The 13,494-nt window shown below is 71.7% G+C and carries 11 protein-coding genes; 6 read left to right on the plus strand and 5 right to left on the minus strand.

What is annotated here, in order from left to right; genetic code table 11:
• The first annotated feature begins 5 nt into the window (after positions 1 to 5).
• The 4 genes from AB0H64_RS42395 to hisC are packed head-to-tail and all read left to right on the plus strand — an operon-like array spanning position 6 to position 4,762.
• Positions 6 to 1,094 carry a glycosyltransferase gene (locus AB0H64_RS42395; RefSeq protein ID WP_357636939.1) on the plus strand — a complete coding sequence of 363 codons (1,089 nt, stop codon included), beginning with the start codon at positions 6 to 8 and terminating at the stop codon, positions 1,092 to 1,094.
• Positions 1,095 to 1,137: 43 nt separating this feature from the next.
• Positions 1,138 to 2,946, plus strand: a complete 1,809-nt coding sequence (locus AB0H64_RS42400) for a DUF4434 domain-containing protein (protein WP_357636912.1) — start codon at positions 1,138 to 1,140, stop codon at positions 2,944 to 2,946.
• Positions 2,947 to 3,006: 60 nt separating this feature from the next.
• Complete coding sequence (locus AB0H64_RS42405; RefSeq protein ID WP_357636914.1) at positions 3,007 to 3,672, plus strand: NUDIX domain-containing protein; 666 nt, start codon at positions 3,007 to 3,009, stop codon at positions 3,670 to 3,672.
• Between the two features lie 25 nt (positions 3,673 to 3,697).
• Positions 3,698 to 4,762, plus strand: coding sequence for a histidinol-phosphate transaminase (gene hisC, locus AB0H64_RS42410; protein WP_357636917.1), 1,065 nt, complete (start codon positions 3,698 to 3,700; stop codon positions 4,760 to 4,762).
• Positions 4,763 to 4,799: 37 nt separating this feature from the next.
• Here the strand turns inward: hisC and AB0H64_RS42415 are convergent, their stop codons facing one another.
• Entirely contained in the window at positions 4,800 to 5,780 is a 981-nt protein-coding gene (locus AB0H64_RS42415) for an EamA family transporter (protein ID WP_357636919.1), read from the minus strand.
• Positions 5,781 to 5,975: 195 nt separating this feature from the next.
• On the opposite strand from AB0H64_RS42415, the gene AB0H64_RS42420 reads away from it, so the two are divergent.
• Positions 5,976 to 6,434 (plus strand): rhodanese-like domain-containing protein, encoded by a 459-nt coding sequence (locus AB0H64_RS42420; protein ID WP_357636921.1) that lies wholly within the window; start codon positions 5,976 to 5,978, stop codon positions 6,432 to 6,434.
• Between the two features lie 404 nt (positions 6,435 to 6,838).
• Here the strand turns inward: AB0H64_RS42420 and AB0H64_RS42425 are convergent, their stop codons facing one another.
• The 4 genes from AB0H64_RS42425 to purD all read right to left on the minus strand — a co-directional run bounded on the left by AB0H64_RS42425 (position 6,839) and on the right by purD (position 11,752).
• Positions 6,839 to 8,128, minus strand: coding sequence for a GTP cyclohydrolase IIa (locus AB0H64_RS42425; RefSeq protein WP_357636923.1), 1,290 nt, complete (start codon positions 8,126 to 8,128; stop codon positions 6,839 to 6,841).
• 201 nt (positions 8,129 to 8,329) lie between these two features.
• Entirely contained in the window at positions 8,330 to 9,595 is a 1,266-nt protein-coding gene (gene murA / locus AB0H64_RS42430) for a UDP-N-acetylglucosamine 1-carboxyvinyltransferase (RefSeq protein ID WP_357636925.1), read from the minus strand.
• An 82-nt stretch (positions 9,596 to 9,677) separates the two neighbouring features.
• Positions 9,678 to 10,514, minus strand: a complete 837-nt coding sequence (locus AB0H64_RS42435) for a phosphoribosylaminoimidazolesuccinocarboxamide synthase (protein ID WP_357636928.1) — start codon at positions 10,512 to 10,514, stop codon at positions 9,678 to 9,680.
• Positions 10,514 to 11,752: a phosphoribosylamine--glycine ligase gene (gene purD, locus AB0H64_RS42440; RefSeq protein ID WP_357636931.1), complete on the minus strand. Its 1,239-nt coding sequence runs from the start codon at positions 11,750 to 11,752 to the stop codon at positions 10,514 to 10,516. Before purD ends, AB0H64_RS42435 begins: the two co-directional genes overlap by 1 nt.
• Before the next feature lie 369 nt (positions 11,753 to 12,121).
• On the opposite strand from purD, the gene corA reads away from it, so the two are divergent.
• Positions 12,122 to 13,225 carry a magnesium/cobalt transporter CorA gene (corA, locus tag AB0H64_RS42445; RefSeq protein WP_357636934.1) on the plus strand — a complete coding sequence of 368 codons (1,104 nt, stop codon included), beginning with the start codon at positions 12,122 to 12,124 and terminating at the stop codon, positions 13,223 to 13,225.
• Positions 13,226 to 13,494 lie beyond the last annotated feature (269 nt).

A 13,494-nucleotide genomic window follows, 5' to 3' on the forward strand; every position in this document is an offset into this window, starting at 1 on the left:
GCGCTGTGCACGTGCTCGTCATGACGGTGGTGCATAACCCCGAGGACGCGCGGATCCTGCATCGGCAGGTCCGCGCCCTCGTGGACGCCGGTCATGAGGTCACGTATGCGGCGTCCTTCACGGCGCACGGCATCGTGCCCCGGCCCTGGGTCAACGGCGTGGACCTGCCCCGGGCCGCGCAGCGCAAGCGCGTCGCGGCCGTCTGGGCGGCCCGCAGGCTGTTCAAGCGGATGCGCGACAAGGTCGACCTCGTGCTCATCCACGACCCCGAGCTGCTGTTCGCGGTCTGGGGGGTGCGCAACAGCCCGCCCGTGGTGTGGGACGTGCACGAGGACACCCCGGCGACGCTGTCGCTCAAGCCGTGGCTGCCGTCGATGCTGCGCCCGCCGGCCCGCTTCCTCGCCCGCATGCTGGAGAGCATGGCCGAGCGCCGGATGCACCTGCTGCTGGCCGAGACCGCCTACGCCGGCAGGTTCAAGCACGCCCACCTCATCGTGCCCAACGAGACGTGGGTGCCCGACTCGGTCACGCCGCCGGGCGACGACCGGGTCGTCTACCTCGGCTGGCTGTCCAGGGCGCGCGGCGTCATGGAGGCCATCGAGGTGGCGCGGCTGCTCCAGCCGTACCGGGTGGCCGTCGAGCTGATCGGCTACGCCGACCCGCAGAGCCGCCCGCTGCTCAACCAGGCCGTCACCGAGGGCCTGCTGGAGTGGCGCGACTTCATGCCGAACGACGAGGCGCTCAAGCGGCTCGACGGCGCCCTGGCGGGCCTGTCGCTGCTGCACGACGAGCCCAACTACCGGCACTCCATGCCCACCAAGATCATGGAGTACATGGCCCACGGCATCCCCGTCATCACCACGCCCTCGCCCCGCGCCGTCGAGCTGGTCGAGCGGTACGAGAGCGGCGTCGTGGTGCCCTGGGAGGACCCCAAGGCCGTGGCGCAGGCGGTCCTCACCCTCCGGGACGACGTCAGGGAGCGGCGGGCGCAGGGCGCGCGCGGCTACGCGGCGGCCCGGTCCAACCACCACTGGCCCAACTCGGCCAAGCGATTCGTCGCCCAGCTCGAAGCCTGGGCCGCGGGCCTGCGCTAGCGGCTGACATCCGGCATATCCCGAGGGCGGTAGGTTCCTGAACGTGCGCTGGCTCTTCGTGCTCGTGGGCGCGGCGATTCTGGCGGCCGTCGCGGCCGTGGTCATCGTCCTCCCGTCGGATCAGCCGTCCAGGCCCGTCAGCCGGCAGACCGCGCCAACGCCCTCAGCCAGCTTCCCGACGCCGCAGGTCAGCGCGGTCAACGACTCCTGCGGCACGTTCGACACCGGCGAGAAGGCCCCGTACGCGGTCACCGGCTACTGGGTGACGCCCACCGCCAACCCGTGCACCTGGCGCAAGCAGCTCCAGGAGATCCACAACGTGGGCGGCGACACGGTCATCAGGATCGGGTACGGCCTGCAGTACCGCACGGTGGACGACGAGGGCCGCGTCCTCGACAAGGACGGCGAGCTCGACCCCCTCTACAGGGACTGCGAGGAGGACGGGCTGTCCTGCCACGACGCGGCCGCGCGCGACCTGAGGAAGGCCGGCGCGGGCAACCGGGTGGCCCGCACCTACGTCTACCGGACCGACGAGGCGTTCGGCGACGGCCTGTTCCGCTGCGCCACGGTGGAGCACCGGATCATGACGGCCAAGCGCGTCTACTACCGCCTGCTGGCCCCCATGGACGGCTCCGACGACGCCACCTGCGACTTCACCAAGCCCCGGCCGTACGACCTGATCATCGTCGCCGGCTCGACCAGGAAGGGCGACGGCGAGGTCAAGGACAGCCTGACCACGCTGCTGGACCTCGGCGACCAGTTCGGCATCCGCATCTTCCCCGCGCTCCCGCTGGCGCCGCGCCAGCGGGACAACCAGACGAGGGCCAACCCGGACCACATCCCCACGCTGACCACGCTGACCCGCCGCATCCTGCAGGACTACGGCGTCCGGTTCGCCGGTCGCGACTCGCTCGGCGGCGTCTACCAGCCGTTCGAGGTGCAGATGGCCGCCACCCTCACCACCAACCCCACCCTGCAGGTGTACGCCGGCCAGCACGACATCGTCCAGCAGGAGCTGCCCGGCAAGCCCATCCTCATCAGCCCGTACCTGGACGCGCGCAAGCGGGTCCCCTTCGGCCAGACGCCCAAGCAGGTGGCCGCGGCCTTCAAGGCGCTGGCCCTGACGGGCGTCGGCATCATCGCGCCGCAGGACAGCCGCGGCACCGGCAAGGTCGGCCTGTTCTGGCCGGACGAGCGCGAGCAGGAGGTCGACGAGCGGCTGCGGCCCGCCGTCGGCGAGAGCACGTACGGCACTGCGTACCACGGCTCCACCCGCGACTACTACCGCGAGATGGCGCTCGTCCGCGAGGAGCTGGTCAAGGGCGGCCGGGACGTGGACCTGTGGGCCAACGTCGAGGCGTTCGAGCCCTCCGGCGAGGAGCCGTGCGCGGCGCAGGGCTCGCGCGGCAAGACCGACAAGAAGCGGCTGGACCAGGCTGTCACCATGGCCGGCCGGTACGTCCAGAAGATCGTCTCGTACATGTGGAGCGACTTCATGACCTGCGGCTCGCCGTCCCTGGAGAGCGAGGTCATGAAGGACTGGGCCCGGCCGATCGCCGTCGACGCCATCCGGCGCGGGCGCGACGTCCAGGACGGCATCGAGGTGCGCGGCTACAACCTCAAGGGCGGCACCGTCACCGTGGAGTGGGAGAGCGGAGCCCGGGACCTGGACGTGGCCGCCGTCGGCTGGCTGGACGACGACCCGCTGGAGGAGCTGCCCGAGGGCATGCAGACGGCATGGGTGCCGTTCGACTGGGCGCAGGTGCCGCCGGGCGCGTGGGTGAAGGTCGGGGTCAAGCTGCCGTCAGGCCAGGAGACCAGCGAACGCCTGCACGTCCGCATCACCTCGTGACGCCCGCCCCTCCGCGTCATGCCGTCACGCGGCCGGGCGGGGGCGTGTAACGTGCAGGCCATGGTCCCGAGCGTCCCGGTCAGCGTCGACCTGGTCGTGCTGACCGTGCGCTGCCAGGCGCTGTGCGCCCTGGTGTGGCGGCGCGACAACCCGCCGTTCCTGCGCCGCTGGTCCCTGCCGGGCGGGTTCGTCCAGCTCGACGAGGACCTGCCGGCCGCGGCCCAGCGCATCCTGGACGAACGGGCCGGCCTGCCGGGCGCGCCCGTCCACCTGGAGCAGCTCCAGACCTACGGCTACCCCGACCGCGACCCGCGCCAGCGCGTCGTCAGCGTCGCCTACCTCGGCCTGGCCCCCGACCTGCCGGCCTCGGAGAAGGCCCACATGAGCTGGCGGCCGGCCACCGAGCTGACCGTGATGGCCTTCGACCACCGGCGCATCATGCTCGACGGCATCGAGCGGGCCCGCGCCAAGCTGGAGTACACCTCGCTCGGCGCGGCCTTCTGCCCGCCGGAGTTCACCGTGGCCGACCTGCGTCGGGTGTACGAGATCGTCTGGGGGCGGACCCTCGACCCGCGCAACTTCCACCGCAAGGTGACCAAGGCCGAGGGCTTCCTCGTGGAGTCGGGCGCGACGACGACGCGTGACGGCGGCCGCCCCGCCAAGCTCTACCGGCGCGGCCCCGCCGAGCTGCTCCATCCGCCCATGCTGCGCTCCCTGAAGGAGTAGGAACGGACGTCGTTAGAGTGAGGGCATGCCTCGTTTCCGCCCCATTCTCGACACCATGCCGCCCTACCGGCCGGGCAAGGCCGTGGCCACCGCCGACGGACGGTCGTACAAGCTGTCCTCCAACGAGTCGCCCTACGACCCGCTGCCGTCCGTGGTCGAGGCCATCGCCGCCGGGGCGCGCCAGGTCCACCGCTACCCCGACCCGGCCGCCGTCGCCCTCACCGAGGCCATCGCGGAGCGGTACGACGTCCCCACGGGGCACGTGGCGCTCGGCGCGGGGTCCGTCACCGTGGCGCAGCAGCTCTTCGAGACCGTGGGCGAGCCGGGCGCCGAGGTGGTCTACGCCTGGCGCTCCTTCGAGGCGTACCCCCTGCTGGCCGACCTGTCCGGCGCCACCTCCGTACGGGTGCCGCTGGCCGGCGAGGACCACGACCTCGACGCCATGGCGGAGGCCGTCACCGACCGGACCCGCATGGTGTTCGTCTGCAACCCCAACAACCCGACCGGCACCGCGATCCGCCGCGCCCAGCTGGCGGCGTTCCTCGACCGGGTGCCCGATGACGTGCTGGTGGTGCTCGACGAGGCCTACCGCGAGTACGTCCGCGACGAGGACGTCCCCGACGGCCTGACCCTCTACCGCGACCGGCCCAACGTCTGCGTGCTGCGCACGTTCTCCAAGGCGTACGGCCTGGCGGGGCTGCGGGTCGGCTACCTGATCGGGCACGAGCCGGTCGCCGACGCGGTGCGCAAGACGATGGTGCCGTTCGCGGTCAACCACCTGGCGCAGGTCGCGGCGGTCGCCTCCCTGCGGGCGGAGGACGAGCTGCTGGAGCGGGTGGACCGGGTGGTCAAGGAGCGCACCCGGGTCCGGGAGGCCCTTATCGCCCAGGGCTGGACCGTGCCGCCCACGGAGGCCAACTTCGTCTGGCTGCGGCTGGGCGAGCACACGCGCGACTTCGCCGCCGCGTGCGCGGTGGAGGGCGTCGCCGTGCGGCCGTTCGGGGGCGAGGGGGCCCGGGTCTCGATCGGCGACCCGGAGGCCAACGACGCCTTCCTGAAGGCGGCGGCGGCCTTCCACACCCGGCTCTGACCCCTCTCCGGCCGGGGTCGTCCGCTGTCCGGACCCGTCAGTCGTGCGGGGCCTCGGCGGGCCGCCGGGCGTCCCGTACGGCGTCCTCGCGCGGCGGGGTGTCCTCGTGCTCCGTCCGGCGGCCCTTGCGTTCGGTCGAGATGACCAGCGCGACCCCGACCAGGATCACCAGGCCGCCCGCGATGATCTGGACCGTCACCTGCTCGCTCAGCACGAGGGCGCCCAGCACCACGGCCACCACCGGGTTCACGTACGCGTAGGTCGCCACGAGCGAGATGGGCGCGTTGCCGAGCAGCCACGAGAACGCCGTGAAGCCGACCAGCGACCCCACCAGCACCAGGTAGACCAGCGCCACCCATGACCTCCCGGTGACCGCCGAGACGTCCAGCCGCTCGCCCGTCCCGACGCCGAGCAGCAGGAGCCCGGCGCCGCCCGCCAGCATCTCGACGGCGCTCGTGGCGAAGGCGTTGGCCGGCATCGCGATGCGGCTCGACAGGAACGATCCCACCGACCACGACAGCGAGGCCACCAGGACGATCACGATCCCGGTCGTGCTGCCCGCCTGGCCGCCGGTGAGCGACAGCGCCGCCACCCCGGCGAACCCCACCAGGACGCCGGCGAGCGTCAGCGTCTTCGGCCGGTCCCGCACCACGAACCTGAACACGACCAGCCACAGCGGCACCGACGCCACGAGCAGCGCGGCCAGGCCGCTGCTGATGTACTGCTCGGAGACGGCCAGCATGCCGTTGCCCAGCGTGAGCAGCAGCAGCCCGACACCGGCCGCGCCGAGGAACTCCCGCCGGGTCATCCGGAACGCCCCGGTCCCCGACCTGGCCAGGACGATCCCGCCGAGGAGCACCGCGGCGACGAGGAACCGCATCGCGCCGCTGAGCATGGGCGGGATGGACTCGACGGCCACGGCGATGCCGAGGTAGGTCGAGCCCCACACCACGTAGACGATGCCGAGCGCGCCCCAGATGAGGAGAGGAGCCCGGCGGTCAGGTGTGTTCTCGTTCATAGGTCATGACGATAGCGGCCGACACCGACAGAGAACCCGCAGATATCGGACAACCAATTGGCGGGATCTCATCGGTCGCGGACCTGTCCGCCACTGTCGCGGGACACCCGGCCGTTGCGAGGATTCCGCTGGAGCCGGACCCCCGGCCGGGAACCGGCTCCGCGCATCCGCACCGACGATGGGAGCCCAGGCACCATGTCCGCCGTCACCGCCGTACCGCCCGCCGCCAACGCCGCGGCGCTCGCCCACTTCGCCGGCCGCCTCGCCTTCGAGACCGACGTCTCGGACGTGGCCGCCGACCTGGCCGCCGCCGTGCCCGGCATCGTCGTCGTCGACTCCCGCAGCCGGGAGAGCTGGGACCAGGGCCACGTCCAGGGCGCCGTCCACCTGCCCACCGCGGAGATCGCCGCGCGGGCCGCGGAGGTGATCCCCGCGGGCGCCACGGTCGTGACCTACTGCTGGGGGCCCGGGTGCAACGGCGCGACACGGGCCGCGCTGGAGATCGCCAAGCTCGGCCACCCGGTCAAGGAGATGATCGGCGGCTTCGAGTACTGGGCGAGGGAGGGCTTCCCGGTGGAGACCGCCTCAGGGGTCGCCCGGCGCCCCGTGGACGCCCTCACGGCCCCGGTCACGGGCATCGCCTGCGCGTGCTGACCAGGAAGGCCCTGACCGGCGGGACCAGGAAATGTTGGCGCCCCCGTCCGAATCCCGTCGATCGGGGGCGTCCGTGAACATACCCCGATCCGCAACGGTCAACCAAGAACCTTGCCACCAAGGCCCCAAAAATCCAGAGAAATCCCATTGGGGGGCAAAGTCCGGTTATGCCGGTCTCGTTCTTCGGAGGCCACGGCCCACGGGACGTCGTGACGGCGACCCGCCACCACCCGGTCAGAGGGCGTCTCCCTGGAGGCCCTCAGCCCTGTGCGGTGGGTGGGGGCAGGGTGGCTTTGCCGTAACGGATGGGTGGGGAGACGCGGCGGGCCCGCCGCCCTGGAAGGACGGCGGGCCCGGTGCTCGGTCGGCGCGGTGCTCGGTCGGCGTGGTGCCCGGCGCGCGGGTCAGCGTGGGCCGAGCTTCTCCACGATGAGCCGGTAGAGCTGCCGCGGACGCCCCGGCTGCGGCGTGCGGTTCGGCGGAAGCGGCCACGCGAGTCCCTCGTCAACCAGCGTGCGCAGCAACCGCCGAGCCGTACGCGGCGTGACGCCCAGCATCTTGCCGGCGCCCTCCGCGTCCACGACCGTGTCCCCGCCCTCAAGCTTGGCCGCCAGGCGGGCCAGCACCTCGACGCCCTTCGGCTTGAGCGTCCCGGCGCCCGTGGGCGGCATCCGCGGAGCCGGGATCAGCGCTCGGCCCTCCCTGTCCACCGCGAATCCCTGGGCCTGCTTGCCCGCCTGGGTGCGGGCCAGCGCGGCCCGCGCGTGCGCCTCCGCGTCGTGCGCGGTGCGGCCCATGCCGACCCCCACCTCGACGGCCAGCCCCAGCTCGTCGCGGATCCTGGCGGCGAACGGCAGCACCCTGAACCCGTCGGTGGCCGCCGTGATCGAGCCCCGGGTCGCCGTGACCAGGTAGCTGTGATCGTCGATCGGCCACACCGTGGCGTTGATGCGGTTCGCCTCCTGCACCAGTAACCGGTGCAGGGACAGCCGCAGCTCGTCGCGCCAGTAACGCGGCGCGGCCCGGCGTACGGGCTCGCGCAGCGTCGGCACCTCCACCAGCACCACCGTGAGCTGTGACTCCTCCAGCCGGTGGTGGGCGCCGAGCAGCGCCGCCGTGTGCAGCGCGCTGCGCACGGCCGCCGACGTGGGCCTGATCCTGATGGCGGGCACGCCCGCCGTCTGCAGGCGGTCGGCCACCGCCGGCAGACACGTCAGCGCCCCCGTCGTGGCTCCCTGCCGGTTCAGGCGCTCGTGGTAGGCCGCGATCGTGCCGGTCGCTCCCGGCTCGTCGCGGCTGTGCACGTCGGACGCGGGTATGCCGAGGTCGGTGTACGCCTCCTCCACGTCCGCACGTGACACCACGTCGATGCTCACCCGCTGTGGCTCGATGCGCGGATCCAGTGCCGCCTTCGCCAGCGCCGCCACCAGGGCCGCGCCGCCGAGCTGCACGTACGTCGCCGGCATCGTCAGCACGCCTGAACGCCTGGCCAGGTCATAGGGGACCGGGCTGGCGAACAGGCACGCGTCCACGCCGGGACCGAGCCGTGTCACCTTGTCGGGCGCCTCCTGCTCATCGCGGTACGCGGCGGCCACGAGGCGACAGGGCAGAGGCGCGGCGGCGTGCCCCATCAACATGACGCGCTCGACCAGATCGTGGGGCCCGACCACGCCAATGGTGAGGTCCGGTGTCATGGCGCCCGGGCGCGACACTCGAGTTGTTTCTTCGGCCCTCTCGACCAATGTTCGTCCCATCCTGCCGTAAGTTGCAGTGCTCTCTTTTGGAACGATCGCTCGCGGGGGCCGTAATGTCACGCCCGACTTTTCCGGAAAGTGGTTCAGCTTGGCCGCATGGGAAGAAGTTCTAGCAGCTCAGAGAGGATTTCCCGGCCATTTTCAACCTTCAGAAATCTCTCGTGTAATGTCCGCTCCGAGAGCCCGCATTCGGTCGGCGAGATGCGCGTGGCCGCGGTCGATGAGGTATCCCGACTCGATGAGGGTCTCGCCCTCGGCCGCCAGTCCCGCGAGCACCAGCGCGATGCCGGAGCGAAGGTCGTGAGCGGTCACCCGCGCGCCCGTCAGCGGGGTCGCCCCCCGCACGATCGCCCGGCTGCCGTCGACCTCCACGTCGGCGCCCATCTTGTTCAGCTCGCCGGCCAGCGCGAAGCGGCCGTCGAAGATGCGCTCGTGGATGTAGCTGGTGCCGTCGGCCAGCGCCGCGACCGTCATCATGGGCGACTGGAGGTCGGTGGCGAAGCCGGGGTAGGTGTCGGTGATGATGTTGATCGGGCGCAGCGGCCGGTCGCAGCGCACGTTGAGCACCGCGCCCTGCCGGGCGAAGTCGACCCCCATCTGCTCCAGCTTGTAGCGGACCACGCCCAGGTCGAGGCCGGTGCCGACGAGGTTCAGCTCGCCGCCGGTGATGGCCGCGGCCATCGCGAACACGCCCGCGTCGAGCCGGTCGGGCATCACGGTGTGCTCGACGGCGTGCAGCTCCTCGACGCCCTCGACGGTGATGAAGCCGGTGCCGCCGCCGCTGATGCGGGCGCCCATCTTGGTCAGCATGTCGATGACGTCGAGGACCTCGGGCTCCAGCGCGGCGTTCTCGATCACGGTGGTGCCCTTGGCCAGGGCGGCGGCCATGAGGAGGTTCTCGGTGCCGGTGTGGGAGGGCGTGTCGAGGTAGAGGGTGGCGCCCGTCAGGCCCGACGCCTTCACGTGGATGACGGTCTCGCCCTCGTCCACGACCGCCCCGAGGCGCTTGTAGCCGAGGTAGTGGAAGTCGAGGTTGCGGCTGCCCAGGTTGCAGCCGCCGACGCCCTCGACGATCGCCTCGCCCAGCCGGTGCAGCAGCGCGGGCGTGAACAGCACGGAGCCGCGGAACCGCCGGGCGATCCGGGCCGGCAGCACGGCCTTGTCGAGCCTGGAGGCGTCGATGACCAGCGTCCGCTCCGCCTCGTGCAGCTCCACGTGGGCGCCCACGGCCTCGGCCAGCTCGACGGCCCGGCGCACGTCCTCGATGATCGGCACGTTGCGCAGGACCGTGCGGCCCTGCGGCACGAGAAGAGCGGCGCCGATCATGGGCAGCACGGCGTTCTTCGCGCCCTGGATGAAGGCGGTTCCACGCAGGGCGTTGCCACCGCGCACGCGGTAACGGACCATTTCCGGCGGCTCCTCGGAAGTCATCGGTGGGGGCGGGGGATCGGGCCAACAGTAGCCGCTCGCACCACGTGCCCCAGCCGAATCACCCGTTAAAGGAACTGCCTGTGATGCGTTCGTACGCCTCCAGGTAGCGCTGCCTCGTCTGCTCGACCACCTTGTCCGGAAGAGGCGGCGGCGGGTTACCCGAGGATTTGTCCCATCCTGATTCGGGCGACATTAGCCAATCGCGGACAAATTGCTTATCGAATGACGGCTGCGCACGCCCGGGCGTCCATCCGTCGGCCGGCCAGAACCGCGACGAGTCGGGGGTGAGCACCTCGTCCCCGAGCGTCAGCACGCCGTCGGAGTCCCAGCCCAGCTCGATCTTGGTGTCGGCCAGGATGATGCCGCGCTCCCGCGCGATCTCCGCGCCGCGCGTGTAGACGGCCAGCGTGATGCGGCGCAGCTCCGCCGCCGTCTCCTCGCCCACCTGCTCGACGACCTGCTCGTACGAGATCGGCTCGTCGTGCTCGCCCATCGGGGCCTTGGTCGACGGAGTGAAGATCGGCTCGGGCAGCCGCGAGCCGTCCTCCAGGCCCTCGGGCAGCGGCACGCCCGACACCGTCCCGTCGCGCCGGTACTCGGCCAGGCCGCCGCCCGCGAGGTAGCCGCGGGCCACGCACTCGATCGGGACCATCCGCAGCGGCCGGCACAGCACGCTGCGCGCGTCGGGGCCCGGCCCCGCGATGTGGTTGGGGACCACGTCCGTGAGCTGCTCGAACCACCACAGGGAGAGCTGCGTGAGCACGGCGCCCTTGTCCGGGATGCCGGGCTCCAGCACATAGTCGAAGGCCGAGATCCGGTCCGAGGCGACCATGAGGAGCAGCCCGTCGGGCGCCTCGTACAGGTCGCGGACCTTGCCGGAGTGCAGATGCCTCATCACACGTCCTCCGCGCCCGTGCGGGCGATGTCGCTGCGGTGGAAGGAGCCGCGCAGCTCGATGCGGGCCACCAGGTCGTAGGCGTTGCGCCGCGCGGTGCGCTGGTCGGGACCGGTGCCGACGACGCTGAGCACGCGACCGCCGTCGGATACCACCTCGCCGTCCACCCGCCGGGTGCCCGCGTGGATCACGTACGCGCCGTCCGTGGGCTCCAGCCCCTTGATCGGGTCGCCCTTGACCGGCGACTCCGGGTAGCCCTCGGCCGCGACCACCACGGTCACCGCGGACCCCTCACGGAAGGCAGGCGGGGCGTGCTCGGCCAGCGTGCCGGTCGCGCAGGCCAGCAGCAGCGCGCCGAGCGGCGTCTCCAACCGGTCGAGCAGCACCTGCGCCTCCGGGTCGCCGAAGCGCGCGTTGAACTCCACGACCTTCGGGCCCTTGGCGGTCAGCGCCAGGCCGACGTACAGCACGCCCTGGTACGGCAGGCCGCGCCGGGCCAGCTCGCCGATCGTCGGGTGGACGACCTCGCGCATCACCTGCTCGGTCAGCCCCTCGGGCGCCCAGGGCAACGGCGTGTAGGCGCCCATGCCGCCGGTGTTGGGGCCCTGGTCGCCGTCGTAGGCGCGCTTGAAGTCCTGGGCGGGCTGCAACGCCACCGCGGTCGTGCCGTCGCACAGCGCGAACAGCGACACCTCGGGCCCGTCGAGGAACTCCTCGACCACCACCCGCTCGCAGGCCCGCGCGTGCTCCAGCGCCTGGTCGCGGTCGCCCGTCACGACCACGCCCTTGCCGGCGGCCAGCCCGTCGTCCTTGACCACGTACGGCGCCCCGAACTCGTCGAGCGCCGCGGCCGCCTCCTCGGGCGTCGAGCACGTACGGGCCCGCGCCGTGGGAACGCCGGCGGCGGCCATGACGTCCTTGGCGAACGACTTGGAGCCCTCGATCATCGCGGCTTCCCCGGACGGCCCGAAGCACGGGATCCCGGCGGCGCGCACGGCGTCGCCCACCCCGGCCACGAGCGGAGCCTCGGGACCCACGACCACGAGGTCGGCGCCGAGCCGGGTGGCCAGGGCGGCCACCTGCTCCGGGTCGGTGGGGGTGACGGCGTGCAGGGTGGCGACCTCCTCGATGCCCGGATTGCCCGGAGCGCAGTGGAGGTCGGTGACCTGGGGGTCGAGTTTGAGTGAGCGGCACAGGGCGTGCTCACGCCCGCCGGATCCGATGACTAGAACGCGCACGCGCCCATTCTCGCAGCTACCGGCGTCCGCCCCGCATCCACATGGACCCGCCCGCCCGGCACCGGCGGCATGGGATGCCGGATCGAGCCTTGACGGACTTCCGCCTGATGGCGGGACCGCCACGCGGGTATCGTCGGTTTGGTTCTCGCCGCCTGTGGTAGCTTAGGGCGGCTATGTGCGTCTCGTGTGATTGGAGGTGGTCCGGGATGAATCCTGGTGATCCCAGCAGTACGTGCTCGTTCACGTACACCGTCAATGCCCCCGACCACTCCAATCCGGCAGCCTGATCGTGCCTCCACGCATTTGTGTTGATTGAGGTGACTTTTCGTCGCGCGTGGAGCGTGCCAGGTCGGGCGGAAAGGGACTGCCATGCGCTCGTCCACGCTTTTCCGTCGCATCAACCGTCACCCGGTTCAGCCGCACCCCCAGCGCCAGCTCTCCAAGCTGCTGCCTGAGGTCCGCGTGCCCGATTCCATCGTCGAGTACGGGGCCTACATCGACGGCAAGAAGACCGGGGCCATCGGCATCCCCGAGTCGCTGCGCCTCGTCCGCGAGCACAACGCCGGCGCCGCCAAGCCCAGCGCCTTCCTCTGGGTCGGCCTGCACGAGCCGGAGGCGCCCGAGGTCGAGTGGCTGGCCGGGGTGTTCGGACTGCACCCGCTGGCCGTCGAGGACGCCGTCAAGGCCCACCAGCGTCCCAAGGTCGAGCGCTACGGCGACTCCCTGTTCATGGTGCTCAAGACGATCGCGTACCTCGACCACGACGAGCTGACCGCCACCAGCGAGATCATCGCGACGGGCGAGATCATGGTGTTCCTGGGCGCCGACTTCGTGGTGACCGTCCGGCACGGCGAGCACTGCCCCCTCGCCGAGGTGCGCGAGCGCCTCGAAGAGCGCCCCGAGCTCATCACCCGCGGCCCGGCCGGCGTGCTGCACGCCATCTCCGACCACGTCGTCGACCGCTACCTCCAGGTGGCCGACCTCATGCAGATGGAGCTGGAGGAGGTCGAGGCCACGGTCTTCGCCGACGTCAGCTCCCGCGACATCAACCGCATCTACCAGCTCAAGCGGGAGATGCTGGAGCTCAAGCGCGCGGTCACGCCGCTGCAGCACCCGCTGGCGGCACTGCCCCAGCGGCGCGTCATCCCCTCGGAGATGCGCGAGTACTTCCGCGACGTCGGCGACCACCTGTCCCGCGTCTGCGAGCAGGTCGAGTCCTCGAACGAGCTGTGCAGCTCCATCCTCCAGGCCGCCCTGGCCCGCTCGAACGCCCTCGCCAACGAGGACATGCGCAAGATCTCCTCCTGGGTCGCCATCCTGGCCGTCCCCACGATGATCGCCGGCATCTACGGCATGAACTTCGACTTCATGCCCGAGACCAAGCAGGTGTGGGGCTACCCGGCGGTCCTGGCCATCATGATCACCGCCTGCGTCCTCCTCCACCGCGGCTTCCGCCGCAACGGCTGGCTCTGAAGGGCAGGGCCCTCACTGACGGGGGCCCTCAAAGCAAGGCCCTCGCTCCAGGGGGCGCTTCGCGCTCTCGTCTCGGACAGCGCCCCCCAGGGGCTCCGCCCCTTCGACCCCGAAGGCATGGCCCTCGCTCCGCTCGGACGCCCTACCAGGGGCTACGCCCCAGGGGGGGGGGGGGGGGGGCCCCCCCCCCCCCCCCCCCCCCCCCCGGCCGCCCCGGGGGGCGGGGGGGGGGGGGCGACCAAAAAAAAAAAAAAATATATATTATTGTA

The sequence above is a fragment of the Nonomuraea sp. NPDC050733 genome, from assembly GCF_040654215.1.
Lineage (GTDB): Bacteria > Actinomycetota > Actinomycetes > Streptosporangiales > Streptosporangiaceae > Nonomuraea.

Excerpts from the sequence above, each read along its gene's own strand:
- AB0H64_RS42425 (WP_357636923.1), bottom strand. The coding sequence starts at position 8,128 with ATGACACCGGACCTCACCATTGGCGTGGTCGGGCCCCACGATCTGGTC.
- AB0H64_RS42420 (WP_357636921.1), top strand. The coding sequence starts at position 5,976 with ATGTCCGCCGTCACCGCCGTACCGCCCGCCGCCAACGCCGCGGCGCTC.
- AB0H64_RS42405 (WP_357636914.1), top strand. The coding sequence starts at position 3,007 with ATGGTCCCGAGCGTCCCGGTCAGCGTCGACCTGGTCGTGCTGACCGTG.
- corA (WP_357636934.1), top strand. The coding sequence starts at position 12,122 with ATGCGCTCGTCCACGCTTTTCCGTCGCATCAACCGTCACCCGGTTCAG.
- AB0H64_RS42435 (WP_357636928.1), bottom strand. The coding sequence starts at position 10,514 with ATGAGGCATCTGCACTCCGGCAAGGTCCGCGACCTGTACGAGGCGCCC.
- AB0H64_RS42415 (WP_357636919.1), bottom strand. The coding sequence starts at position 5,780 with ATGAACGAGAACACACCTGACCGCCGGGCTCCTCTCCTCATCTGGGGC.
- hisC (WP_357636917.1), top strand. The coding sequence starts at position 3,698 with ATGCCTCGTTTCCGCCCCATTCTCGACACCATGCCGCCCTACCGGCCG.
- murA (WP_357636925.1), bottom strand. The coding sequence starts at position 9,595 with ATGGTCCGTTACCGCGTGCGCGGTGGCAACGCCCTGCGTGGAACCGCC.